Source organism: Candidatus Chryseobacterium colombiense (assembly GCA_029203185.1).
In the GTDB taxonomy this organism is placed as follows: domain Bacteria; phylum Bacteroidota; class Bacteroidia; order Flavobacteriales; family Weeksellaceae; genus Chryseobacterium; species Chryseobacterium colombiense.
The window spans coordinates 1,367,741-1,393,812 of record CP119310.1; the positions used below are offsets into that span (position 1 = coordinate 1,367,741).

27 protein-coding genes are annotated in these 26,072 nt (G+C 34.4%); 11 read left to right on the forward strand and 16 right to left on the reverse strand.

Going from position 1 to position 26,072, the window contains the following annotated elements; translation table 11 throughout:
- Positions 1 to 158 precede the first annotated feature (158 nt).
- Positions 159 to 731, forward strand: coding sequence for a thiol peroxidase (gene tpx / locus P0Y62_05955; GenBank protein WEK71098.1), 573 nt, complete (start codon positions 159 to 161; stop codon positions 729 to 731).
- A gap of 196 nt (positions 732 to 927) precedes the next feature.
- Here the strand turns inward: tpx and P0Y62_05960 are convergent, their stop codons facing one another.
- The 5 genes from P0Y62_05960 to P0Y62_05980 all read right to left on the reverse strand — a co-directional run bounded on the left by P0Y62_05960 (position 928) and on the right by P0Y62_05980 (position 5,116).
- Positions 928 to 1,653 (reverse strand): TonB-dependent receptor plug domain-containing protein, encoded by a 726-nt coding sequence (locus P0Y62_05960; GenBank protein WEK71099.1) that lies wholly within the window; start codon positions 1,651 to 1,653, stop codon positions 928 to 930.
- A gap of 58 nt (positions 1,654 to 1,711) precedes the next feature.
- A complete protein-coding gene (locus P0Y62_05965) occupies positions 1,712 to 2,650 on the reverse strand; it encodes a tetratricopeptide repeat protein (GenBank protein WEK71100.1) in 939 nt (312 codons plus the stop codon).
- Positions 2,651 to 2,847: 197 nt separating this feature from the next.
- Positions 2,848 to 3,606: a hypothetical protein gene (locus P0Y62_05970; GenBank protein WEK71101.1), complete on the reverse strand. Its 759-nt coding sequence runs from the start codon at positions 3,604 to 3,606 to the stop codon at positions 2,848 to 2,850.
- A gap of 13 nt (positions 3,607 to 3,619) precedes the next feature.
- Positions 3,620 to 4,198, reverse strand: coding sequence for a hypothetical protein (locus tag P0Y62_05975; GenBank protein WEK71102.1), 579 nt, complete (start codon positions 4,196 to 4,198; stop codon positions 3,620 to 3,622).
- Between the two features lie 219 nt (positions 4,199 to 4,417).
- A complete protein-coding gene (locus tag P0Y62_05980) occupies positions 4,418 to 5,116 on the reverse strand; it encodes a DUF6261 family protein (protein WEK71103.1) in 699 nt (232 codons plus the stop codon).
- A gap of 385 nt (positions 5,117 to 5,501) precedes the next feature.
- Here P0Y62_05980 and P0Y62_05985 point away from each other — a divergent pair, with 385 nt between their 5' ends.
- Together P0Y62_05985 and P0Y62_05990 are read left to right on the forward strand one after the other, a co-directional pair.
- Positions 5,502 to 6,362, forward strand: coding sequence for a type II restriction endonuclease (locus tag P0Y62_05985; GenBank protein ID WEK71104.1), 861 nt, complete (start codon positions 5,502 to 5,504; stop codon positions 6,360 to 6,362).
- The gene (locus P0Y62_05990; GenBank protein ID WEK71105.1) at positions 6,352 to 7,287 is read left to right on the forward strand and encodes a Dam family site-specific DNA-(adenine-N6)-methyltransferase; all 936 of its coding nucleotides are present in this window, start codon (positions 6,352 to 6,354) and stop codon (positions 7,285 to 7,287) included. Before P0Y62_05985 ends, P0Y62_05990 begins: the two co-directional genes overlap by 11 nt.
- Before the next feature lie 49 nt (positions 7,288 to 7,336).
- On the opposite strand, the gene P0Y62_05995 is transcribed toward P0Y62_05990, so the two are convergent.
- From P0Y62_05995 to P0Y62_06025, 7 genes are all read right to left on the reverse strand, one after another.
- Positions 7,337 to 9,322, reverse strand: coding sequence for a urocanate hydratase (locus tag P0Y62_05995; GenBank protein ID WEK71106.1), 1,986 nt, complete (start codon positions 9,320 to 9,322; stop codon positions 7,337 to 7,339).
- A 263-nt stretch (positions 9,323 to 9,585) separates the two neighbouring features.
- Complete coding sequence (locus tag P0Y62_06000; protein WEK71107.1) at positions 9,586 to 10,005, reverse strand: endonuclease domain-containing protein; 420 nt, start codon at positions 10,003 to 10,005, stop codon at positions 9,586 to 9,588.
- Between the two features lie 172 nt (positions 10,006 to 10,177).
- Entirely contained in the window at positions 10,178 to 10,468 is a 291-nt protein-coding gene (locus tag P0Y62_06005; GenBank protein ID WEK71108.1) for a hypothetical protein, read from the reverse strand.
- 52 nt (positions 10,469 to 10,520) lie between these two features.
- Positions 10,521 to 11,504, reverse strand: coding sequence for a D-glycerate dehydrogenase (locus P0Y62_06010; GenBank protein WEK71109.1), 984 nt, complete (start codon positions 11,502 to 11,504; stop codon positions 10,521 to 10,523).
- A gap of 88 nt (positions 11,505 to 11,592) precedes the next feature.
- Positions 11,593 to 11,826 (reverse strand): prevent-host-death protein, encoded by a 234-nt coding sequence (locus tag P0Y62_06015; protein ID WEK71110.1) that lies wholly within the window; start codon positions 11,824 to 11,826, stop codon positions 11,593 to 11,595.
- 68 nt (positions 11,827 to 11,894) lie between these two features.
- On the reverse strand, positions 11,895 to 12,290 hold the full coding sequence (locus tag P0Y62_06020; protein WEK71779.1) for a DUF1801 domain-containing protein: 396 nt from the start codon (positions 12,288 to 12,290) through the stop codon (positions 11,895 to 11,897).
- Between the two features lie 240 nt (positions 12,291 to 12,530).
- Positions 12,531 to 13,181, reverse strand: coding sequence for a protein-L-isoaspartate(D-aspartate) O-methyltransferase (locus P0Y62_06025; GenBank protein WEK71111.1), 651 nt, complete (start codon positions 13,179 to 13,181; stop codon positions 12,531 to 12,533).
- Between the two features lie 125 nt (positions 13,182 to 13,306).
- Between P0Y62_06025 and P0Y62_06030 the strand changes: the two genes are divergently transcribed.
- The 8 genes from P0Y62_06030 (at position 13,307) to P0Y62_06065 (ending at position 20,763) form a co-directional block, all read left to right on the forward strand.
- Complete coding sequence (locus P0Y62_06030) at positions 13,307 to 14,269, forward strand: Gfo/Idh/MocA family oxidoreductase (protein ID WEK71112.1); 963 nt, start codon at positions 13,307 to 13,309, stop codon at positions 14,267 to 14,269.
- A gap of 285 nt (positions 14,270 to 14,554) precedes the next feature.
- Positions 14,555 to 16,276 (forward strand): cellulase family glycosylhydrolase, encoded by a 1,722-nt coding sequence (locus P0Y62_06035; GenBank protein WEK71113.1) that lies wholly within the window; start codon positions 14,555 to 14,557, stop codon positions 16,274 to 16,276.
- A gap of 65 nt (positions 16,277 to 16,341) precedes the next feature.
- Positions 16,342 to 16,800: a DUF5362 family protein gene (locus tag P0Y62_06040; GenBank protein ID WEK71114.1), complete on the forward strand. Its 459-nt coding sequence runs from the start codon at positions 16,342 to 16,344 to the stop codon at positions 16,798 to 16,800.
- A gap of 67 nt (positions 16,801 to 16,867) precedes the next feature.
- Entirely contained in the window at positions 16,868 to 17,746 is an 879-nt protein-coding gene (gene bla-A, locus P0Y62_06045) for a CGA/CIA family class A beta-lactamase (GenBank protein ID WEK71115.1), read from the forward strand.
- Positions 17,747 to 17,776: 30 nt separating this feature from the next.
- Positions 17,777 to 18,199 carry a hypothetical protein gene (locus P0Y62_06050; GenBank protein WEK71116.1) on the forward strand — a complete coding sequence of 141 codons (423 nt, stop codon included), beginning with the start codon at positions 17,777 to 17,779 and terminating at the stop codon, positions 18,197 to 18,199.
- Complete coding sequence (locus P0Y62_06055; GenBank protein WEK71780.1) at positions 18,199 to 19,089, forward strand: 3-hydroxybutyryl-CoA dehydrogenase; 891 nt, start codon at positions 18,199 to 18,201, stop codon at positions 19,087 to 19,089. The genes P0Y62_06050 and P0Y62_06055 overlap by 1 nt, the downstream gene beginning before the upstream one ends.
- Positions 19,090 to 19,165: 76 nt before the next feature.
- Complete coding sequence (locus tag P0Y62_06060) at positions 19,166 to 20,485, forward strand: hypothetical protein (protein ID WEK71117.1); 1,320 nt, start codon at positions 19,166 to 19,168, stop codon at positions 20,483 to 20,485.
- Between the two features lie 38 nt (positions 20,486 to 20,523).
- Entirely contained in the window at positions 20,524 to 20,763 is a 240-nt protein-coding gene (locus P0Y62_06065; GenBank protein WEK71118.1) for a hypothetical protein, read from the forward strand.
- A 68-nt stretch (positions 20,764 to 20,831) separates the two neighbouring features.
- Here P0Y62_06065 and P0Y62_06070 read toward each other — a convergent pair whose 3' ends face one another.
- The 4 genes from P0Y62_06070 to P0Y62_06085 all read right to left on the reverse strand — a co-directional run bounded on the left by P0Y62_06070 (position 20,832) and on the right by P0Y62_06085 (position 25,838).
- Positions 20,832 to 21,236: an META domain-containing protein gene (locus tag P0Y62_06070; GenBank protein ID WEK71119.1), complete on the reverse strand. Its 405-nt coding sequence runs from the start codon at positions 21,234 to 21,236 to the stop codon at positions 20,832 to 20,834.
- Positions 21,237 to 21,520: 284 nt separating this feature from the next.
- Positions 21,521 to 23,923, reverse strand: a complete 2,403-nt coding sequence (gene pheT / locus P0Y62_06075; protein ID WEK71120.1) for a phenylalanine--tRNA ligase subunit beta — start codon at positions 23,921 to 23,923, stop codon at positions 21,521 to 21,523.
- 158 nt (positions 23,924 to 24,081) lie between these two features.
- Positions 24,082 to 24,804 carry a LytTR family DNA-binding domain-containing protein gene (locus P0Y62_06080; protein ID WEK71121.1) on the reverse strand — a complete coding sequence of 241 codons (723 nt, stop codon included), beginning with the start codon at positions 24,802 to 24,804 and terminating at the stop codon, positions 24,082 to 24,084.
- Positions 24,805 to 24,806: 2 nt separating this feature from the next.
- On the reverse strand, positions 24,807 to 25,838 hold the full coding sequence (locus tag P0Y62_06085) for a histidine kinase (GenBank protein WEK71122.1): 1,032 nt from the start codon (positions 25,836 to 25,838) through the stop codon (positions 24,807 to 24,809).
- Between the last annotated feature and the right edge of the window lie 234 nt (positions 25,839 to 26,072).

Consider the following 26,072-nt stretch of genomic DNA (forward strand, 5'->3'; position numbering starts at 1 on the left):
TTATTTTTTTAATAGTGTTATTGCAATTTTTTTTAACAGAATAAAGGTAGAGTGAAAAATTGACTTTAAAAAGAGGCGTTTAATAGATTTGTTCTATTTGAAAAAAAATTAATATTGGAAACTTGAAAAAAGAATAATTTTGTTTAAAAATAAATCTCATGTATTCAAAATTCGTTTTCGGAGCACTATTGTTTCTTTCATCATTGGCTTTTGCCCAAAAGTCTAAAACATCAAACACCGTTTTAGCCGGGGGAAAACCCGTTCATACATATGCCCAGTTACCGCCCATTAATAAACCGGCACCTAAATTCACCCTTACAGATGTTACGATGAAAGATCAGACGCTGGATTCCTATAAAGGAAAATACCTGATCCTGAATATTTTCCCGAGTGTAGATACGGGAGTTTGTTCTGCTTCCGTGCATCATTTCAATGAAGATGCTGCCAATATTCCGAATACGGTGGTTCTTTGCATCTCTAAGGATCTTCCATTTGCACAGAAAAGGTTTTGCGGGGCAGAAGGAATTAAAAATGTAGTCATGCTTTCCGATTTCCGTTCAGATTTTGGAAAAACATACGGTGTAGAACTTACAGATTCTGCGATGAAAGGATTGTTGAGCAGAGCGGTTGTGGTGATCGATCCTTCAGGAAAGATTATTTATGAAGAACAGGTTGCCGATATTTCTCATGAACCGAATTATGAAGCAGCTATTAAAGCAGTAAAAAATTAAAGTACTTTTTTAAATAAATGAACCTTCGGTATTAATTGCCGGAGGTTTTTTCATGAAAAGATGCTTCGACTCCGCTCAGCATGACAGGTACTAATTAGTTACTATCCGTTACATTTAGTATTAGAGATGTCATGCTGAGCCTGTCGAAGCATTTTTATTCATGAATTCCTTAAAAAGAAAATTACTGAAAATTTAATTATTTTTTAGCTTTCCATTTCTTTTTCGTAGTCACTACAATGACACCATTTTGAGCTTTTAAACCATATAATGCGGTCGCTGAAGCTTTATTTAAAGTATTTACAGTTTCTATTGAATTAGGATCCAGTGCTTGTATTTTTTTTAAATCAACTACTTTTCCGTTTAGTACAACCAAAGGTTGATGATCTTGCATCAGACTTGAATTTGCTCCTCCAATCCTTATCCTATTGTTTACATCTTTTTGAGGCATTGGATTGATCTGTAATCCTGTTATTTTTGAAGTATCTGCTTTAGAATTATTTTTCTGAGCCATAAGCAAATCAGCTTCCGATACAACGGTTGTGGTTCCGGTAAACCTGTTTAATACATGATGTCTACTAGGAATGATTATAATCCCACCTAATTCTTTTGTCTTTAAGGTATCTACCCCATTTTGTTGTGCCTGTAAAGAAACCAGACCTCCTGTTGTTAGAATAAATCCTACAGCAAACTTTCCCAAAATAGAATTGATGTAGGAATATTGCAGATTTCTGTTCAGTTGAGACTCATAGAAATTACCACAGATTTCCTCTGTAGAGTTAGAGAATACATCTATAATCTCTTCATCCGAAGCAGCGGTAAAATCTCGCACTGTTTTCGAGCAGACTGAACAAAATCTTCCTTTTTCTTCGCCAGTCATTGCTTCCCAGTTTTCATGACATGGTGTAGGGATTGTGATTTTCATAATAGCTTCTTTACTTATAAAGATGCTTTATTGCAAAAGAAGGTTGGAAAAATTTAAATTATTTTATCATTAATAAAATTCGCTTTCTAAACTTAAAAACAATTAACCCTGAAAAAATTAGCGCAAAGACAGAAACAAATATTCCTATGAGACGAGCTTTTCTTGTTGGTTTTATCTGGTGTTTTATTTCTCTGATTGCTTTTATTTCCAGATTATCAATAACCGGCGGAGAATACAATGCCATTCTTTCCTTTAATATAGGCTGATCAAATCCGTATTCTTTCGCAATTTTATAAGTTTCCAGCGCCTCTTCTTTCTCACCGCATAAGTAAGAAGTATTTCCTAAATCAAATAAAAGCTGTGCTACGATTTTATCCTTGGGTTTCACAAATGAAATTCTCTCATTCAATTGATAGTAAATCATCCCCCTAAGCTTAAAAATCTCTTCTTTTTCCAAATTCGATGCAGGATATTTTTTATTACCAAAGTCTTGCTCAATTAAAAACTTCGATGTGATATATTTTTCACCTTTAATTTTAGCTTTTAAAATGTTTATATGAATCCATTCCGAACCAAAATGAGATATAGGATTAATTTTTACCGCCTTTTCAATCCATTGTAAAGCCTCAGAATTATTACCTGTTAATTCATAAGCTGTTCCTATATTTGAAGCGGTAGAATATCTGTTGGGATGAAGCTGTTCAATTTTTTTATACAGATCAATCGCTTCCTTATATTTTCCCTGAATAATTAAGATCAGTCCTTTATCTGATAAATACTCTATTTTCCCAGTTTCTCTATAACTTTTTTCCAATGAAGCTAAAGTCTGCATCAATTCTTCATTATTCCTAAACTGATGACCATAAGGAACGTACCCTTCATAATCTTCGTAAAGGACAGAGCCATCTTCTAATCGTAAGCTCTCGCCGTTCAGGCATCCAAAAACTGGAATTGAAAATAAAACACCGAACATTAAGCTAAAAAAGGATTTTCTCATATTAACATCTCTTACTTTCTAATGATTATTGGATAAAAATAAAGAATTTAATAAAGTCAGAAATCGTTATTCTTACATAAAATATACAGTATTCTTTCTGACGAGAGAAGAATCTCTTCATTCAACAGATTCTTCACTTCACTCTGTTCCGTTCAGAATGACAGGTTACTTATTATTTTAGTAACAATGACTGGTATTTAAAGATGAAAATACCTTGGATCGGGATATTGAAATTCAAAATTCAGCTCCGAGATGAGTTTTGCAGAAGAAATAATCCTTCCTTTTTGGTTCCGTTCTCCCGAATACGGCAGACCTTTCTGCGCATTAATAATTTCTTCTTTGTTCGGATGAACCGGAGCTACAATATTATAGACTTTAGATTGAGAATGGATATCAAGCATTTTTTCAATCACTGAACAAATGTCTGCATAATGAATATGATTCACTAACTGATCAAGATTGGAAATAGTATAGTTCTTCAACAACCTTGCACCTCCCATTAAACCTCCCAGTCTTAGAATATTCGTGTGGGGAAATTTCTCCAGTATAAAGCTTTCACTTTCCACTTCAGATGCAGGTTTATCACTCTCCGTAAATTCTTTTTCGACATCCGGATATATTCCTGTTGAACTGGTATAAAAAATCTGGCCTTGAAAATCTCCAAGAAAACGGATCAGGTTCTCCCGTTTTCCGGTCATAGGAATTTGTGAACCTCTCAATCCTGAAAAGGGAACAGCAATAATAATTGCATCCAGCATTGATACAACACTCCATTGTTTTATTTCAGCATTCGCTTCATCAGGGAAACTGACTAAGGTCGGGAAATATCCTTTGGATTTAAATTCTTCTATTTTAGATTCAGAGGTCGTGGTTGGGAAAATTTCATATCGGTTTGAAAAATGTTCTGCAATCTGGTTTCCTAACCAGCCGCAGCCAATGATTCCCAATTTTTTCATATTCATTTTATAATTATCTCTCGAGTTCAATTCCAAATAGTTGATACAACTGAATAAATTTCATCAAAGGAGAGCTTTCAGCACTGCACTTTGCATTATTTTTCGGCAAATAAACCATGATTGTATTTTGCTTTCCGTTTTGGGTGATCATTACAAAATTTTCCGGTGCATCATCAACATAGTTGGTCGCACAAATTTGATGATTCTTTTCTGAGTATCGGAAATCTGCCTGAGTATATTTAACAAAATCTTTGAAAAATGCTGAGTTTATAATTTTCTTTAACTCGATCTCTTTAGACGCATCAATTTCTGTCTTGTTTCTTCGATGCTTTTTGCCCTTATTAAAATATATTTTGTCCTGATAATGTAAAACATTCCCGTTTTCTTTATAAATAAAATGATCTATATCAAATTGAGAAGACAATCCTCCGTTGGTATAAAAAGAAACCGCGATCTCATTTCTTTTAAGTTTCAATAATTTCTGAACCTCATTACCCGCATCAATACTATTATTTAAATGTAAATCAGGAAGACCGCTTTGTGCAAAAATTAAAATCGGAAACAGGAAAAGGATAAGCTTTAAGATTTTCATTTTTATCAATAATTTAATTTTCAAAAAATATTATTTTTAAACCGTACTAGCATTTATTCCTATAATAAATCCGCCAGTCCGGGTGAAATTCTGAACGATTTTGTATCGGCAACTCCACATATCCTACATACACAGCTCCTGATACATTTTCCCTAAAGAAAAACACTCGAACTGATGGAAGTAAACAAGTCAGCACAATGCTGCATTGTTTTTTCTCATTTAAGATGGATTTTCATCCTTTTTTTTCAGTTCAGAATTTTTTGCAGCCTTTACCAGCTCATTCGTATCACTGTAAAGAAGTTCCCATCCGGGGACATCTTTCATGACGGTCAACAGATTAAAATACGATTTCAGGTTTTTCTCTAGTACTTTTCGAATAGCAGTCGCGCTCGTCAACTGGCGAAGGTCGGCATTGGCTCCTGCCTGATCGGCAAAAATCACTTCAAAGGTTTCATGCTTCGCTTTCATGTCTGCAAAAGCAGCATCCAGAGAAAGCAGGGAAATTTTATTAAGGTTTTCTGCAGTTTCCAGTTCTTCGATCAGCTTTTTCATCTGAGCCGTCTGTGATGAATAGCTTAACCGATCCACATTCAGCCCGAACTTCTTAAAGATTCCGTACAGGTCTTCCGCATACTCGTAATGAGAAGCCGAAGACAGCTTTCGGTACCCGTTCAGGAAAGCCTTGAGATTGGTATAGGCAAGATCCCTTTCCTGATCCGCCGTAGCAACATCTTTTCCTTTCCCGCTATACACCTGTTTTGCATACACTTTATCATACTCCGTAAATGAAGCCTCCAAAGTAGTAGTAAGCGGATGGTTAGTAATCACAGGATATTTTCCTGACTGAACATTCGAAATAACGCGTTGGGCTAAGGTTGCAAGGTCCTTAGTACCTAGCCTTGCTAATGTAATTTTCATACGTGATTTGTGTTTTTATTATTAAATAGGAACTATTTCCTTGAAACAAATATAAAAAAATTAGTATTTATTTATAAACAATAGTTTCAGAAATAAAATACAATTGTATTTGATCGCAAACAATCCTGTTGTAAAAAAATGTAATTTGTATTTTATGAGAAACAAGGTTGTTTTAAATAAAATGCAGATGTGAGTGGTTTTGATTGAGTTGTTTTGAATATTTGATAGTATATCCCACCTGCGTAAGCTTCGAACGGGTGCTACGATTTTATATTTGGAATATGAGAAAGATACTCGCACCTGCATTATATTAGATCATTAAATAATAGGAAAATTTGAGAAGTGAAAAAATAGCAAATCCAATTAATTTATTACCTTTGAATTTATGAATAAAGAAGATTTTATAATAGCCTTACAAAACGAGATTCTACAGTATAATAAAGTAATTGCAACAGACAATGGAGATTGGATTGTTAAAGGATTTATTGATATTTATAAAAATATATATACTATCACCATCGATACAAAGGTTGTTTCGAAAGTCATCGAAATTTTATTAATTCCTGAATTTGAAAAATTCTCAAAGAAATATAATCTTGATTTAATTTTACCTCCACAACAAAATTTTTATCCCGATTTATCATTTGTATGTAAAGAAACGGGTAATAAATTCGCAGTAGATATTAAAAGTACTTTTAAGGATTCTAATAATAAAATTAAAAGCATGACTCTTGGAGCGTTTACAGGTTATTTTAGGAATCGAGAGTCAACAAAAAACACTACATTTCCTTACCAAGAATATCAAAGTCATTTAGTTTTAGGTGTTGTATATTCTCAAGTTGAATCGTCTTCTAATGAAAAAGAAGTATATCAATTAGATGAATTAGACAGCATTAAATCTGTTATTCAAGATTTTCAGTTTTTTGTTCAACCTAAGTATAAAATTGCATCTGCGAGCCCTGGTAGTGGAAATACCAAAAACATTGGAGCGGTTAGCAATTTGGAAAAATTAATTAAAGGACAAGGTATATTTTCAGAATTAGGAGAAGAAGTTTATGATGACTACTGGACTTTTTATTTAACAAATGATATGGCAAAAGCATTAGAAATTAAAAGGCCATATACGAACTTAAAGTCATATTTAGAATATAAGAGTAAAGGAATAGATAGTTTGACTAAACATAAGCAAGAAATTCTAGAAATGAACGAGGAGGAAATTAAAGAAGATTTAGAAAATGAAGAGTAAAATAAATGTACCACCTATAAAAAGCCAAGGTATTAAAACTAAATTAGTACCTTGGATAAAGGATTTAGTTAAAATTGCTAATCAAAAGGGAACTTGGATCGAACCTTTTCTAGGAACAGGCGTTGTTGCTTTTAATTCGGATTATAAGAAAGCAATTCTTAATGATACCAATCCTCACATAATTAACTTCTATAGGGGGGTTCAAACGAAAGAGATAACAGCTCCCTTATTGAAGAATTATCTTGAAATTGAAGGAGAGTTATTAAGTAAAGCTGAGAATGATGGATATGAGCATTATTTAAAGGTTCGTTCACGTTTTAATAGTGGTGAATTTTCACCCTATGATTTTATTTTCTTATCAAGAGCAGGATTCAATGGAATGATGAGATTTGGAAAAAAAGGAAATTGGAATATACCTTTTTGTAAAAAGCCAAATAGATTTGCCCAAGCATATGTAACTAAAATTACTAATCAATTATTAAAGGTATCTCAAATTATCCAACCTGAACCAGACTGGTATTTTTATAATAAACAATTTAGCGAGATAATTCCATTAGCAACAGAAAATGATATAATATATTGTGATCCTCCTTATTTTGGAAGACATGTCGATTATTATAATGGCTGGACAGAAAAAGATGAGGAATTACTTTTCTCCTTATTATCAACTACTAAAGCAAAATTCATTCTTTCCACATGGCATCATAATGATTGGAGAAAGAATGAAATGATAGACAAATTCTGGAATAAGTTTAATATTATTACAAAAGATCATTTTTATCATAATGGAGGTAGTATTGAAAATCGTAAAACAGTTGTTGAAGCATTAGTTTGTAATTTTGATGTCTTTGATATTGAAAGTCATAATCATGGCTTCAATCAAATTAAAAAAGATGAACAGTTAGAAATAAATTGGAGTACTTAATATTATAAAAAACCTGCCTCACGGCAGGTTTTTCTATATCTAAAAAGTTTTAAAACAAACTATCATCCACAAAATTCGGAAGTGTTACTTTCAAATTCGGTTCTGCTTCCATCGCTCTTTTAATGGCAAAAACAGCGCCTTCATTTCTTGCCCAGCTTCGTCTTGAAATTCCATTGTTTACGTCCCAGAACAGCATCGATTTTAATCTTCTGTCAGCATCATCGCTTCCATCCAATAACATCCCGAAACCTCCGTTGATGACTTCTCCCCAACCGACACCACCTCCATTATGAATAGAAACCCAGGTTGCTCCACGGAAACTGTCACCGATCACATTGTGGATCGCCATATCTGCGGTAAATCTTGAACCGTCATAGATGTTGGAAGTCTCTCTGTACGGAGAATCCGTTCCCGAAACATCGTGATGATCTCTACCCAAGACTACCGGTCCGATCTCCCCGTTTTTGATGGCTTTATTGAAAGCTTCTGCAATCTTCATTCTACCTTCTGCATCAGCATATAGGATTCTCGCCTGCGAACCTACCACAAGTTTGTTTTCCTGTGCACCTTTGATCCAATGAATATTATCTTTCATCTGCTGCTGGATCTCTTCAGGTGAGTTCTGCTCAATTTCTTCCAACACTGTGCATGCAATATCATCGGTTTTCTGTAAATCTTCCGGCTTTCCGCTGGTACACACCCAACGGAACGGTCCGAAACCATAATCAAAACACATCGGTCCCATAATATCCTGAACATAAGAAGGGAACTTAAATTCTCTTCCCAGCGTAGGATTTTCCGCCATTACATCGGCTCCTGCTCTTGAAGCTTCCAACAGGAAAGCGTTTCCGTAATCGAAGAAATAGGTTCCTTTTTGGGTATGTTTATTGATGGCTGCAGCGTGTCTTCTTAATGTTTCCTGAACTTTTTCCTTGAATAATTCAGGATCTTCTGCCATCATTGTATTGGATTCTTCAAAACTTTGTCCTACAGGATAATATCCTCCCGCCCATGGATTGTGAAGGGAAGTCTGATCTGAACCAATATCAATTTTTAAATTCTCCTGATCAAATTTTTCCCAAACCTCAACAATATTTCCAAGGTAAGCTAGGGAAACAGTTTCCTTATTTTCCTGGGCATTTCTTACTCTTGCCACCAATTCATCAAGGTTTTCATGGATCTCATTTACCCATTTCTGATCGTGACGAATTTTGGTAATCTTTGGATTCACCTCAGCACAAACCGTAACACAACCTGCAATATTTCCTGCTTTTGGTTGAGCACCACTCATTCCTCCCAATCCCGAAGTCACGAAAAGTCCGCCTTTTGGCTCCTTATTGATTTTTCTGAAAGCATTTAAAACGGTAATCGTCGTTCCGTGAACAATTCCCTGCGGACCAATGTACATATAACTTCCCGCCGTCATTTGTCCATATTGTGTCACACCAAGCGCATTGAATTTCTCCCAGTCATCCGGTTTAGAGTAATTCGGGATCATCATCCCATTAGTTACAACCACTCTCGGCGCATCTTTGTGAGAAGGGAATAATCCCATCGGATGCCCTGAATACATGACCAACGTTTGTTCGTCTGTCATTTCAGACAGATATTTCATCGTTAAAAGATACTGTGCCCAATTGGAGAACACCGCTCCGTTTCCACCATAGGTAATAAGCTCATGAGGATGCTGCGATACTGCATAATCCAGATTATTCTGAATCATCAACATAATTGCTTTTGCCTGCTCAGATTTTCCCGGATATTCAGAAATCGGTCTTGCCTTCATTTCATACTCCGGACGGAAACGGTACATATAGATTCTTCCGTATTTCTCTAATTCTTCCTTAAATTCAGGCAGCAATTCTGCATGAAACTTAGGTTCGAAATAACGTAAAGCGTTCTTTAAGGCTAATTTTTTCTCTTCATCTCCTAAAATTTCTTTACGCTTGGGAGCATGATTGATATTGGTTTCGTAAGGTCTGGATGGTGGTAACTGGCTTGGAATGCCTTGTTGTATCTGTTCCTGGAAAGTCATATTATAGTTTAAGTTCAGTTAAAATTTCAAAGTTTTAAAGATATTCAAATTCAAAAATCCGTGCAACTAATGTGTTCAATTTTGCAACACCTTGCAATTCCCCTCCTCTGGAGGGGTGGCGAAAATTCGTGAAAATTTTTGACGGGGTGGTTTGAAACTTGTGTATTCTATTATTTTTTTGATGTATGTTTGAACCACCCTGTCTTCTCCCTGTGGTCGAATCCACCCCTCCAGAGGAGGGGAATGTTGTTGTGCATTTTGTTTTACTGATGGCTGTAGTGTTCAATAATGAAATTTTCTAAATCTTTCATTACAATACCCAGGTTGTTTTTAATATCAAAATCGGTAATTCTGAAAATATGCAATCCAAGAGATTTTAAATATTTTTGCCTTTCCATATCATAAGATTCTTTTGTATCATGACTCCAACCATCAATTTCAATAATCAGCCCTAAGTTCTTCACATAAAAATCTACAATATAATTTCCTATGATTCGTTGCCTGTCAAAATCTATTCTATGAAAACTTTTTGCTCGGACCTGTTTCCAGAATATTACTTCACTTAGAATTCCGGCTTTTCTTTTTCCATTAAGTAGTGGTTTTAATTTGGGGTTGTAGGGCAGGTTTTCTATATAGTTCCTGTAAATAGGGATTTCTTTAATTTCGGTTAAGATTTCTTTCATTATTTGTTGTTTTTATTTGTTTATGTTTTTTAACCACCCCGTCTTCTCCCTTCAGTCGAATCCACCCCTCCAAAGGAAGGGAATCTTTTCGCAGATTATTAAAACACTTCTTTTCAAAAATAAAAAAACCTCACTGAATTTCAGTAAGGTTTACATTGTATATCGTTGAAGTCTATGTCAGAACATCATCATTTTCTTCTTCGTGATCGTCTTCATTATCACTTATGCTCCAATAATTATTTTCTTCGTCTTCACTCCCAATCTCTTCCATTTCATCGTCATCCTCCACTCCCGGAATATCGAGCCCTTTGTCTAAGCTGTCATAAAATTCTTCATCTTCTATAGGATTGCCATCTCCGTCGAGCGGAATATGTTCTTCGCGGTTAAAAATGTCTTCGTTTGACTTGTATTCACGCTGTTCTAATCTTCTGTCTTGTTCTTGTTCGCTATTTTCAGGTATCATAATTCTTGTATTTAGTGGTTATATAAAGGTAAACAAAAATAATTCCAAGTTTCTAAGAATTTTGAGAATATACTTCCGGATTTGCACAAGACGGCATTTTCTCTCCTTTTGAAAAAGCAATCAGGTTTTCTGCTGCTAATTTTGCCATTCCGCTTCTTGCTTCTATAGTAGCAGAGCCGATGTGCGGAAGAACACAAACATTGGAAAGTTCCAGAATAGGATCTTCTTTAAAAATCGGTTCAGGATTTGTCACGTCTAATCCCGCTCCCCAGATTTTCTTTTCTGCAAGTGCATTATATAAATCTTTCTGATTATGAAATCCTCCTCTGGCTGTATTAATGAAGATCGCGTTTTCTTTCATTTTCTCGAAAACCGAGGCATTGAACAGTTCTTTCTGCTCAGGTTTGAAGCTGGCGTGAATACTTAAAACATCAGACTGTGCAATCAGTTCTTCAAAGGAAACATATTTTGCATTCAGTTCTTCCTCAGCTTCTTTATTTTGATGGCGATTGTGATAAATAATATTCATATCGAAAGCTTTCTGTGATTTTTTCGCCATTTCAAAACCGATTCTTCCCAATCCAAAAATCCCTAATGTCTTACCATATAATTCCTGACCTAATGCATGCAAAGGATCAAAATCGCCCCAATTTCCGGATTTTACTTTTTCAAAATTATAGCTGGCTCTTCTTGCAACCGATTGCATTAATAAAAATGCAACATCTGAAGTAGCTTTACTTAAAACATCAGGTGTATTTCCAATCGGAATATGCCTGTGAGTAGCTTCCCGAATATCAACATGGTCAAAACCGACAGAATACAATGCAATTGCCTTTACATTCGGACATTCTGCAAAGAAATCTTTGTCATATTTGAATTCACCGCCCACACTCAGGATGGCATCGTGGCCTTTACAATAACTTAGCCATTCATCGTGAGACAGGTTTTCATGTTCAGGAATAAAAACTTCCCATCCTGCATCTTTCAGCATATGAATTCCGATTTCGGGAATTCTCTTATTTACGAATACTTTCATTTTTTATTTTGTAATTAATTTGATTGTCTTCAAATAAAAAACCTTACTCCTGTTAAAAGCAAGGTTTTTCTAACTTTAGTATTAAAAATTATTTTTTGTCATCTCTATATCTGGCTTTAAAATTCATTTCCTGAATTTCTGCCCAAACTTCTTTCACTGTTTTTGGAGCATGAGTCACGAAACCATTTTTTGATGATTCCTGATTCTGGTTTTTCATATCGGCTTGCTGAAAATGTCCTTCTGATCTATATCTTCTGTTGTTAGAAAGATTTTTCTGAATATTGCTGAAATCATGTGAGGCTTTAAATCTGTTAGTGTCCATAATAATAAGATTTAAAAGATTAGGTTCTGTTTTGAATCCAATTATCGTTCCGAACCCTTCAGAAAATTTTATTTTTTTATCTGAATTAACTGTCCTTTTCTTTTCACTATATTTTTATAATCCCACTGAATTTTTTCAGATTTTTCAAGGCATCTTTTAATGTCTTCTTCATTGATTTCAGAAGCATTATTGTAAAAGACAGAAGCATCCTGAAATTTTACTCCATGAACATTTAAGAGCTCTTCATTAAAGGATTTTCCACTCCAAAACATCAGTCTGATTCCTTTCTTTTGTTTGCTATAACCTACAATCGGATTTCCTTCTAAAAACCAGACTGGATGAGCATGCCATACTTTTGATTCGGCCTCCCTTAAATTCTCATTAATGATTTCTGAGAGTTTTAAACAAATCAGCTGGTCTGATTCTGTTTGTGATTCAATGTATCGTTGAATATCAGAGTCCATATTTTTCATCTTAATAATCTTTTAAAATTAAAACAATTACATCGAAAAAATAGACTTCTTGGAAAATTAAAATACTTAACTTAATAGTATTAGTTATGCAACCAATACATATCCCAATTCTGTTTTGTTGTTCCGACACAGGAAGAATCTACTATCAAAAGATTCTTCATTCCACTTTGTTTCATTCAGAATGACAGTATGATATAATGATTTTATAAAAATGATTATGCAAATAGGAATTTACTGATTGGTGTTTCCCAACATCGGTACAAATTTATACGCTCCGAATTCTTCTTTTTCAAATTCGGTAGGTGATATTTTTGTAAACCTGAATAAAACCTGCTCATCAGTAGGTCCTAAAGGAATAACCATTTTTCCGCCTACTTTCAGCTGTTTTAATAATTCTGTAGGTAAAATTGAAGCTCCACAGGTTACAATGATTTTATCAAAAGGAGCAAATGTAGGAAGCCCTGCAAACCCATCTCCAAAACTCTGAAATTTTGGGAACAGATGCATTTCACGAAGTTTTTTCTTTGAAAAATCAAAGAGATCTTTCTGCCTTTCCACCGTGTATACATGAGCCTTCATCGCCAATAAAACAGCAGTCTGGTAACCGCATCCGGTTCCAATTTCCAGGACTTTTTCGCCTGATTTTACCTGCAAAAGTTCTGATTGTTCCGCTACCGTGGAAGGATGAGAAATCGTCTGATGAGCCAGAATAGGGAAAGCACGGTCTTCATAAGCAAAGTCCTCAAAGATGCTTTCAATAAAAAGATGTCTCGGAACTTCATTCATTGCCGAAAGTACATTTTCATCCGAAATTCCTATCCTATTCCGAAGATAATCAACCAAAATCTTTCTTTTTCCCTTGTGTACAAACGAATCCTGCATGTCACAAAAATAATAAATTAGAACTTAGATTTCCGGGATTCAGCAAAAGATTTATCCACAAAAAATTAAATTCTGCCGTTTAAAATCTAACTTCTTTATTATCTTTACAAAAATTTAATACAGCTATGTTAAAAGCAGGTTTGGTAGGTGCCGGACATTTAGGAAAAATACATTTACGTCTTCTGAATCAGTCTGATAAGTATGAATTTGTAGGATTTCATGATAAGGATGCAGAAAACGGAAAAAAACTGGAAGCAGAATTCGGATATAAGTATTTTGAAAACTTCGATGAATTACTTGAGCAGATCGAGATGTTGGATATTGTGACACCCACTATTTATCATTACGATTATGCTTTAAAAGCCATTGAAAAAAAGCTTCACTTCTTCATCGAAAAACCGGTAACCCAGACATTGCAGCAAGCTGAAGAAATTCTCTATAAATGTCGTGAAAATGGCATTAAAGCTCAGGTTGGACATGTTGAAAGATATAATCCGGCTTTTATCGGAGCGAAAGATTATATTCAAAATCCGATGTTCATAGAAATCCACAGGCTGGCTGAGTTCAATCCTCGTGGGACAGATGTTTCCGTAGTACTGGATTTAATGATTCACGATTTGGATATCCTATTAAGTATCGTAAAATCTAAGGTTAAAAATATTCATGCAAGCGGTGTTTGCGTGGTAAGCAAAACTCCGGATATCGCCAATGCCAGAATTGAGTTTGAAAACGGATGTGTTGCGAATCTTACGACTTCAAGAATTTCGATGAAGGCCATGAGAAAGAGCCGTTTTTTCCAGAAAGATGCTTATGTTTCTGTTGATTTCCTTGAAAAAAAGGCCGAAGTCATCCGAATGAAAGATGCTCCTGAAAACCCTACTCCATTCGATATGATCATTGAAAACGCTGATGGAGAAAAGAATCAGATCTTATTTGAATATCCGAATATTCAGCCTAATAATGCGATTCTGGATGAGCTTAATTCTTTTGCAGATTCTATCATGGAAAATAAAAATGTGGAAGTTTCTCTTGAAGACGGAACAGAAGCTTTAAAAGTAGCTTTGGAGATTATGAAGCTGATTTCATAATTTTTTTAATTACATCAATTTTTATATTATACACAAACGGGCTAAAGCCCGTTTTTTTTATGATTAACTTCAGATGAGTTCACCAAAAACTCTTTTTCAATTATTAAAGATAGATTAAGTTTAATTAAGAGTCATAATTTAGCCTCAATCTCTTTATTTTTTAAACAAAATCTTTTGGGTTTATTTATTATTTAATTTTTATTCAACAATTTTTAAATATATTTGTCATTGTAGAAACTCTAATTCTTAAAAAACAATCCCTAATATTTAAATAATTAAACTATTATGAAAAGAGTCATCCTTCTATCCGCTTTTTTATTGTCTCAATTTGGGACATCACAACTTTTAAAGACCAGTGGTCAGAAAATCGTAAACGACAAAGGAGAAAATGTTCAATTGAGAGGCCTCGGTTTGGGAGGATGGATGCTGCAGGAAGGTTATATGCTGAAAACTGCAGATTTTGCCGGTCCACAGTACAAGATCAAGCAAAAAATAGCTGAACTGGTTGGTGAAGACGGAATGAATGAGTTTTATGCAGATTATCTTAAAAACGGAATCACAAAACAGGATGTTGATTTTCTGAAGAAAGCAGGGTTCAATTCCATCAGGCTTCCTATGCATTATAACCTTTACACATTACCAATTGAAAAGGAACCTAAAAAAGGACAAAATACCTGGCTGGAAGAAGGTTTTAAAATGACTGATGATCTTCTGAAATGGTGTGCTGACAATAAAATGTACCTGATTCTGGATCTTCATGCTGCACCTGGCGGACAGGGAAATGACGTCAATATTTCTGACAATGATAAAACTAAACCTTCACTTTGGGACAGCGAAGAAAACCAGAAAAAGACAATTGCTTTATGGAAAAAACTGGCAGAACGATATAAAGATGAACCTTGGATCGGAGGCTATGATTTGATTAATGAGCCGAATATCAATTTCACCGGGAAAAATCCTAACGGAACAGATGAAATGTCTAATGCTCCTCTTTGGAAACTACAAAAAGAGATTACAGAGGCCATCCGTACGGTTGATAAAAAACACATCATTATTATCGAAGGAAACGGTTGGGGAAATAACTACAATGGTTTAACTCCGCTTTGGGATAACAATATGGCATTCAGTTTTCATAAATACTGGAATTACAATGATGATGCGACATTAAAATTTGCTTTGGATTTAAGAGAAAAGCATAATATTCCTATCTGGTTGGGAGAAACAGGGGAAAACTCGAATGTATGGTTTACAGAGCTTATTCAACTGTTAGATAAGCATAATATTGGTTATGCATTCTGGCCGATGAAAAAGATAGATAATATTGCAGGGATTACCAATGTGAAAATCACCCCGGAATATCAAAAGTTGTTAGATTACTGGAAAAACGGAGGTGAAAAACCGTCAAAAGAATTTGCTAAAAAAGCTTTAATGCAGATTGCAGATAATTATAAATTCAGTAATGTTGAGATTAAAAATGATGTGATTGATGCGATGTTCAGACAGACCAAAGATGGTTCTACAAAACCTTTTAAAAATCTTCAGGCTCCGGGGAAAATCCTGGCTACAGATTATGATTTGGGAAGAATGGGTGCTGCTTATTTGGATAAAGACTTCATTAATCTCTGGGTAAGTGATGCTTCAAAAAGATCTGAATGGAATTCAGGAAATCAGCTGAGAAACGACGGTGTTGATATTTACAAAACAAAAGACAATCAATATTACGTCGGAAAAACAGAAAGTGGAGAATGGCTGCAATATACCATTAATGCAAGAGACAGCAGAATTTATACTTTTGATATCAATTATGCCAGCAATACTAGTGCAAAAATTAGGATTGAAGAAGTATCCGGAAAACAACTGGCAACCGTTTCATTGAATTCAACAGGAGGAAATGAAATCTGGAAAACTGCTTCAACTAAGGGAATCAACCTAAAAAAAGGAAAAAATAAAATCCGGATTTATTTCGAAAACGACGGAGTAAACCTAAAATCCTTTGAAGTAAAATAAAAATTTAAGATTTATAGGGCAGAGTTAAAATAATTTTAATTATTTTGCCCAAAAATTAAATAATTATGATGGAAACAAATTCTCCTTTCGAACAATTTGAGGAGTTAAGAATCGACAGAATTTCAAGAGAATTTCTTGCAGAAACTGCAAAATGGGCTAACTTTTTATCTATTCTAGGCTTTATCGGTATTGGACTTATGGTGATTGTAGCTTTATTCGTATTAGTAATAGGTGCTTCAACGAGTACATCGGCAAGTTTTGCGCCTTTGGGTGGTGGTGCCTTTGTAAGTATTTTTTACTTTATTGTTGCAGGATTTTATTTCGTACCAATTAATTACTTGTATAAGTTTGCTTCTAATATGAAGAATGCGATACGTACAAATAATCAATCAAGTCTCACCACTTCATTCGAGTACATCAAATCACATTATAAGTTTATAGGAATTCTTACCATTGTAATGATCGGAATCTATATTCTTATGATATTATGGATGATGTTTGCTGCTTTCGGACGTGTGATGTAATTTATTTTATTTATATTTGAATACAATCCTTCTTAGTTCTAAGAAGGATTTTTTAATCTCTATTATTATGAAAAAAATAAGTCTGCTTTTCCTTTTAATTTCAGCGTTTATATTCGCTCAGCAATCCGTTTTAGATCAGAAGATTAATTCCATTATCAAAGATAAAAAAGCCACTGTCGGAATTTCTGTATTGGGTTTTGAAAATGGTTTTAAATACAGTAAAGATGCAGACAAAAAACTGCCGATGCAAAGTGTTTTCAAATTTCATATTGCAGCAGCTGTTTTAGATTTTGTAGATAAAGGAAAGCTTTCTTTAGATCAAAAAATAGTATTGGATAAATCTAATTTACTGGAAAATACATGGTCGCCTCTTCGTGACAAATATCCTAACGGAGGGGTAGAAATTCCACTGAGCGAAGTTCTTGAAATGACCGTTGCCAGAAGCGACAACAACGGTTGCGATATTCTTTTGAGGTTATTGGGAGGTACACAAACCGTTCAGAAATTTATGGATGCTAAAGGCGTGAAAGGATTTCAGATTAAATATAATGAAGAAGCTATGCACAAAGACTGGAATGTTCAGTATGAAAATTATAGCACCATGAATTCCGCAACAGATGTATTGAAAAAATTTTATGATGGAAAACTATTATCAAAAAAATCGACGGATTATTTGATGAAAGTCATGCTATCTACTTCAACAGGATTAAACAAATTAATCGAACAGCTTCCAAAAAACACTCCTGTGGCCAGAAAAACGGGAGCTTCTGGAAAAAATAAAGAGGGTTTAACGGGTGCAGAAAATGAAATTGCGATCATCACTTTACCGAATGGCAAGCATTATGCAATAGCTGTATTTGTCAGTAATTCAATGGAAACGGATGCTGTCAACTGCAAAATGATTTCAGACATTTCAAAGACGGTCTGGGATTATTTTAATAAGTAAAATTTAAAGCTTAATTTTAAAACCGTCAAAATGAAAAAAACATTTTTAATATTAGGAATTTTCACCTGCTCATTTTTCTTTGCGCAGAAGAGTGAAACATATCTTTATCTGGACTATAACAGTATGTGTTGCGGAACTCCCTCCACAAGTCCTGTCATGACTTACATTGAAACTTTTCAAAACAAAAACAAGACAAAACCGATTGAAACCTACAGACAATCAGGACTAGGAAGAGAAGGTGAATTCAAGCTTTTTATCGGAATTGATGCGCTTTCGAAATCTCAAAAAAAACAATTCATAAAAGGTCTTGAAGAAACAGTGACTTCACAGAACAACAGAAGAAACCGCAGCAGCGACGGTTCTGTATTTTTCACGCCTACGGAATCTTTAAGTAAAGACAATCTAAACAAATTAAATAATTTAACTATCTATAAAAAAGAAAAATTAAAATGATCAAAAACATTGTAGTTATCGGAGCAGGAACCATGGGGAATGGTATTGCACATACTTTTGCACAAAGCGGGTTTAAAGTGAATTTAGTAGATGTATCTCAGGAAGCTTTAGACAGAGGGTTGAAAACCATTACTACCAATCTTGACAGAATAATTGCAAAGGGAAACCTTACAGAAGAACAAAAAGCTGAAACTTTAGGAAATATTACAACTTTCACAGCGCTTCAGGATGCTGTAGGATCTGCAGATCTTATCGTGGAAGCGGCTACTGAAAACCAGGAACTGAAGCTGAAAATTTTCGGACAAATGGATGAATTTGCCCCTGAAAACTGTATTTTGGCTACCAATACTTCGTCTATTTCCATTACTAAAATCGCTGCAGCTACAAAAAGAGCGGATAAAGTAATCGGAATGCACTTTATGAACCCGGTTCCTATCATGAAACTGGTTGAAATCATCAAAGGTTATTCTACTTCTAAAGAAACGTTTGATGCGATCTATGAAATGAGCAAAACCTTAGGAAAAGTTCCAGTAGAAGTAAATGATTATCCAGGATTCGTGGCTAACAGAATTCTGATGCCAATGATCAACGAATCTATCGAAACGCTTTATAGCGGTGTTGCAGGCGTTGAGGAAATTGATACGGTAATGAAATTGGGAATGGCTCATCCGATGGGACCGCTTCAGTTAGCAGATTTTATTGGTCTTGATGTTTGTTTAGCGATCTTAAACGTAATGTATGACGGATTCAAAAATCCTAAGTATGCTCCTAACCCATTATTGGTAAACATGGTAATGGCAGGAAAACTAGGAGTAAAATCAGGAGAAGGATTCTACGACTATTCTGAAAGTAAAAAAGCGGAGAAAGTAGCAAAAATGTTCTCAAAATAGACTTTGAGTTGTGAGTTTTAAGTTATAAATTTGGCTTATTTAAAAGCTACGATCCATACACTTAATAACTGCAACCTTGATAAAATTCAAAGAAAAATATATTCAGATATTATTGGTCATCATTACGGTAATGGTGACCATTTTACGTTTTTTACTCAATGAAAACGGAAGAGTAAGCCCCGATTCTATACGGTATATGAAATTTGCTCACGTACTTCCTGAGATCGATAATACGATTACACCTTTAGGCTATCCTTTGGCTATTAAAATCTTTACTTTCTTAGGGACCGATGAGTTTTGGGCAAGTAAAATTGTAGGAATTGCAGCCATGCTGTTTATTGTTTTTTTCTCGTGGAAAAAGAACTTTTATTCGAGGGAATCTACCGTTTTAGTGGCTCTTTTCAGCTTTGTTTCCATTTTTGCAGTCACTTTGAGTGAGGGATGCATTCTTCCTTTCGTTTTTCTTTTCCTGTTTGTAGCAGACAAAATTATCAAAGAGAGCCTTAAAGGATGGAAAGCTGTTTTTTATCTTTCTCTAAGTTTAATTATCCTCTACAATATAAGGTATAGTTCATTGTTTATCATGGGAGCTGTAGGACTTTACGGACTACTATTCATCAAACGTAGTTATGGGCGTTCATTTTTATTTTCAGGAATTATTTCAGGAGTTTATATTATTCTTTATAAGCTTTTATTCATTGATTATTTTAATGAAGATTATGTAAAACAGTCTTTAGAAATAGGTTTATATCCTACTTCGAAACTTCTGCTTGAGCTATTTCAAGGACTTTGTACCACTTTCAACCCATTCATCCATATGTCTGATCCGGGAGGCGGGATAATTAATTATGGAATCTATGGACTAGGAGCTTTCAATATTATTCTCATGATCTTTTTATTTACAAGATCAAAGCTTACCAATTCAGAGTTTTTCTTTGTTTTTACAAGTCTTTTTGGTGTTATATGTTCGTTTTTTATCCAGTATTTTTATCCTGTAGATGCGATTGGCTATAGGATACTTGCTCCGTTCAGCTTTCCGCTATGGTTGGTTTACTTTAGAAAGTTATTTCAGCTTTTTGATGTTAAAGTGTACGTTATCGGAATTTTAAGTATCATGTCAGGAGTTCTTTTCACATGGCTTTCCAAAGGAAATTATCTTGAAAACAGAAAGGAGGTGGTTCATTTTTTACAGTCTGAAAAATTAGATAAGGTTCCTTTACAGTTTTATTTACAATCTATGGAAGACCTTGATAAAATGCAGGTTGCAGAGCTTGTAAGTACAGTAAATTCCAATTTAGAGGTAACATTTAAAGCTTCTGATACCTTAAAAAAAACAACTTTAACCTACTATAAAGTTTCACAAAAAATTAAAATCGACAAGAACAAATATCAATAATTTTGTTATCTTTGATTCAAAGTTAAAACATTAGAAAAATGAAATTACCAAAGTTTTTATTAGCAGATAATTCAGAATTTCCGGAAGATCTTTTCGTAGTTCATACAGAATATCCAAGATTTATCTTAAACGTTGAGGAAGAAGAAGTTGAGTGGTTAGACGATCTAGAAGGTGATGATGAAGAAACGATGGCAGATGAGGCTACTAAAGTAGTAGAAGCTGCTTTCAAATGGTGTGATGAAGAGTTGGCTAAGTACGATGAAGAAGAGGAAGATTGATAAGTAATCCCATTAAAACATAAAAAGGAACTCCATGGAGTTCCTTTTATTTTTATATTCTTTATTTTTTATTCTGCCTTGTTGAATTTAAGCAATAAAAGATTGTCCTGATACAATTCCAGCGTACTTCCGGAAACAACGTATCTGTTTGCTTTCTGCACCATATCCAGGAAGTTTTTTTCTACGCTCATATTATCACAAGCCATTTTGGTAGACCCCATCTGTGAAGCAGCAAACTTTCCTGAAGCAGTTTCCATAGTTACAGCACCAAAATAACGGTTACACCCTGAATTTCCATTGATTTTTCCACCTTCTACATTCAATGTTGGAGTCTGCCCTTTTACATTATCTGCTAAAGTCCATTTTGTATTGGCAATGGATGGCTGTGCTTTTCCGGCTTTTGATGAAGAAGCCACTGTTCCGCACGATACCAAAACTGCTGCTGTGCATATGCTTAAAAAAAGGTTTTTCATTTTATTCTTTTGATTTAACCCAAATTTACGGAAATTATATTATTTAAAAAGTGATCAAAAAATTTTATTGTTTTTTTAACGGTTGTTTTCTAGGGTTGTAAAATCTATTGCTGTTTTCCTGGGAAAAGATGCTTCGGCTTCGCTCAGCATGACAACGCAGCAAATTATTTTCTAATAAAAAATTAGTATTATAAATGTCATGCTGAGCCTGCCGAAGCATCTATAAAAAAGAAACGGACTTTTAAAAAGTCCGTTTCGTAATATATTGCATAATTATTTGAAAACTATCCCCTCAATTCAGCATTGAATTCTTTTTGGAAAGATTTAATCAAAGATTCCATCACTGATGCAATTTCTTTTTCCTCCAACGTTTTTTCTTCGTTTAAAAGCTCGAAACTCATTGCATAAGACTTCTTGCCTTCCGGAAGGTTTTTCCCTTCGTATACGTCAAATAAATTAATGTTTTTAATGTAGGGCGATTTATTCTTTTTAGCCGTCTGATACAGATCTTCGTAGTTCACCGTCTTATCAATCAATAACGCTAAGTCTCTTCTGATTTTGTTGAATTTAGGAATATCCTTAAATTTCAATTCATTTTTAGAACGTAATTCCTGAGCAAATTCCAATTCTATTTCTGCATAGAAGCATTCCTGGTCGATGTCAAAATCTTTCAATTGCTGAGCAGAAACTTTCCCGATTCTTACTAAAGCTTTTCCATCTACTTCATAAGCTAAAGCATCAGAAAATCTGTCGTCTGATAAAGCAACTTCTTTATAATCAATTGCCAGTCTTTCCAAAAGAACTTTTACATAAGCTTTTAAGTTATAAAAACTTGTAGCAGATTTAGGCTGCAACCAGTTTTCAGCTACTTCTCTTCCTGAAACTAAAATAGCCAGCTGCTTTCTTTCAGTATATTTATCTTTTTTATGATAGATTTTTCCGAACTCAAAAAACTTGATATCCTGGTTTTTTCTGTTGATATTGTAGATGGCGTTCTGAAGAAGACCTTCCAGTAAAGATTTTCTCATGAATGCCAAATCACCGCTCAAAGGGTTCAATAGCTTAACGGCATCGGTCTCATCTTTTACGGAAGTTAATGAATTGTTCATGACTTCATTGAAACCTAAGCTTTGCAAAGTTCTTGCCCAGTTGTTTTCTAATTCATCCTGATCGTTTGCACTCAGCTTTACCGGAGTAAATGAAATCTTTTGCGGAGCATCAATTTTGTTGTATCCGTAGATTCTTAAAATTTCTTCAATAACGTCAATTTCTCTAGTTACATCAGCTCTGTAAGCAGGAACAGAAATTTCCAATCCGTTCTGAATTTCATTTAAAACCTGAATTTCAAGTGATTTTAAAATTTCCTTTACTTTTTCTCTGTGAATTTTTGTCCCTAAAATCTGCTCGATTTTAGAGAATCTGATGATCACATAGCTGTCTTCTATTTTCTTTGGATATTCCTCCAACAACTCTCCTATTAATTTACCTTCTGCCAATTCTGAAATTAATTTAATGGCATGCGTAATCGCAGTTCTTGTAATATTCGGATCTACTCCTCTTTCAAATCTGAAAGAAGCATCTGTATTCAATCCATGGAACTTAGCTCCTTTTCTTACCGCAACAGGATTGAAATAAGCACTTTCTAAGAAAATTTTTTTTGTTTCTGAGGAAACCCCTGAATTAGCACCGCCAAAAACTCCGGCAATACACATTGGGTTATCTTTTCCGTCTTTAATCATGATTTCAGAACCGTTCAAAGTTCTTTCCACCCCATCCAAAGTCGTGAATTTTGTTCCTTCTTTTACTGTTCCTACTTTCACTTTTTTGTCTGCAATTTTATCTGCATCAAAAGCATGAAGCGGTTGACCGTAACCGTGAAGGATATAATTTGTAATGTCAACAACATTATTAATCGGGCTCAATCCGATGGCTTTCAATCTGTCTTTCAGCCAAGAAGGAGAGTCTGCCACTTTTACATCTTCAATTACCGCTCCGATATATCTTGGACACAATTCAGCATCTTCAACTTCCAATTGGAAATCATGAGAGCCTTCATTATTCAGCACTACTGAAGAAACTTTTTCAAAAGTAGATTTTAACTGATTAGTAGAAAGGAAAGCATACAAATCTCTTGCAACACCATAATGAGACATTGCATCAGTTCTGTTTGGCGTTAAACCAATTTCGAAAACCTCATCATTAGTCAATTCAAAATAATCTGCGAAATTTTTCCCAACCTCATATTTTTCCGGATCCAGCACCATGATTCCTCCGTGGTCTTCACTAAGCCCCAATTCATCTTCTGCACAAATCATTCCCTGAGAAACCTCTCCTCTGATTTTTGCTTCTTTTATTTCAAAAAAGTTTCCGGTTTTATCATAGATTTTAGTTCCGACAACGGCTACAGGAACTGTTTGCCCGGCTTCCACATTCGGAGCACCGCAAACAATGTTCAAAACTTTTCCTTTTGCTACTTCTACCGTAGTTTTCTTCAGTTTATCTGCATTAGGATGTTTTTCGCAAGTTAAAACCTTACCTACTACAATCCCTTCCAAGCTGCCTTTTACACTTTCAAATTTTTCAATTCCTTCAACCTCAAGGCCTATATCGGTAAGGAACTCTCCTATTCTTTCAGGTTTTAATTCCGTTTTGATATAGTCTTTAAGCCAGTTATTTGATATCTTCATTGCTCTATTTTGAAAATTTTTAAATGAATTTTGCGTCTACAAATGTCGTCATTTTTTGAGAGATAGAGAAATTTAGAGGAAACTTTAAAGCAAATATTCCGCTTTTTATTTTCCGAGAAATGACAGATTTCGCCAATAAAAAGCAGGGATTAAAGTTTTTATAAACTTTTTCCTTCAATATAATCCATGAGTGTCTTCTTGTAATTCGGAGCAATCACAATCTGCTGATTTCCGATAACGATATGATTTCTTTCAATGGCTTCTATTTTACTTAAAGCAATAATGTAGGATCTGTGAACCCTCATAAAGTCTTCGGAAGGTAATTCTTCTTCAAGCTTTTTCAGGCTCGTGAGTGTTAAAACAGGTTTAGGATTATCTTTGAGATATATTTTAACGTAGTCTTTCAGTCCTTCGATGTACAGCACTTCTGAAAAATCAATTTTAACCTGTCTGTATTCTGATTTTACGAAAATAAAACTTTGTTTTTTCTCTGTTTTTTGCTCAGCGGCAGGTACCGTTTCAAAATAATTTCTTGCTTTTTGAGCAGCATTCAGAAACTCATTGTAGTCAAATGGTTTTAAAAGATAATCTAGAGCACTTACCTTATAACCGTCAATTGCATACTGATCGAAGGCTGTTGTAAAGATCACTTTGCTTGTTGCAGGCAGTAGTTTTGAGAATTCCAACCCCGAAAGTTCGGGCATCTGAATATCCAGAAAGAAAAGATCAATATCTTTTTCCTTTTCACACACCTGCATTGCTTCGATAGCACTGCTGCATTTTGCCTTTAGTTCCAGAAAAGGAGTTTTCAGAACATAACTTTCTATAAGGTTTAAAGCCATCGGTTCATCATCAGCAATCAAGCAGGTAAGTGTTCTCATATTTATTTTATTTTCAGTTTCATTTCTGCAATATACATTCCGTTATTGAGATGAGAGTGAAATTCATATTTTCCAGGATACAGCAGACTTAATCGTTTTTTGAGATTTTCCACCCCGATTCCGGATCCGCTTTTATCCATTTCTGTTTTTGGAAAATTAGAGTTGGAAGCGGTAAAATGAATTTCATCATCCACAATTTCCATTTTAAAGCAGATATCGGAATGCTGTGTTGCCGAAACTCCATGTTTAAAGGCATTCTCTACTATAGAAATGAAAAGTAAAGGCGCAATTTCAAGATTCGGAATGATTTTCGGAAAGCTTATAAAAACTTTGGTATTATCATTCAGTCTGAGTGTCATCAACTCGATATATTTGTTTAAAAAATCGATTTCATCAAAGAGTTTTATTTTCTCTACGTCTGTTTTGTAAAGAAGGTGTCTCATAAGTTTGCTTAAACTGTGGATACTGTGCTTTGCTTTTTCCGGAGCAAAATCAATGAGTGAATAGATGTTGTTTAAAGCATTAAAGAAAAAATGGGGCTGTAACTGATATTTCAAATGCTGTAATTCCGATTTCAGTTTGATATTATCCGCTTCACGTTTGATTTCTTCTGCGTGCTTCATTTTCTGTCCGAAACTTATGGCAATAGAAAAAGCTACCGGAATCATGTAAATCAAAAAGTCCGTAAAATAAATAAATCCTTCAGGTGGGCGTCTTCCTCTTCCTGAACTTCTTAACCGCTGAACTCCAATCCAATCAAAAATCTCATGTTTAAAAATGATAAATACAATAATAACTGCCAGATTTACCAGTACAAAACGGAGTTTCTTATCGGTATAAAGCCAATTGACAAATATTAAGTAATTAAGATAGAAAATAGCTGCGAGAAGAATCAACTGCAACCAAAAATGCTTAAAAAGACCTAACCAGTCACCATCAAAACCCAAGGAAAAAGCCACAGGAAGAAAGAAAAGAAACAGCCAAATCAATACATGAATACTGACTTCTAATTTTTTATTTTTAAGATTAATCATTATCTATTTATTGCTTCAGTTTTCCGCGATATTGTGAATGAAGAAATTCCTCATCTTCAGAATTTAAATTTATTCAATCCATTAAAAATGGTTGATTTATGAAATCTACGGATCAGTGAATTTAAAATTTTTTCCAACATTTTCTATCAAATTTTAAAATTAAATATTCAGCCTATTCTGATCTGTTATATAGATTTATAAGCTATCTACCCTATGTAACAAAATTGTTCAATT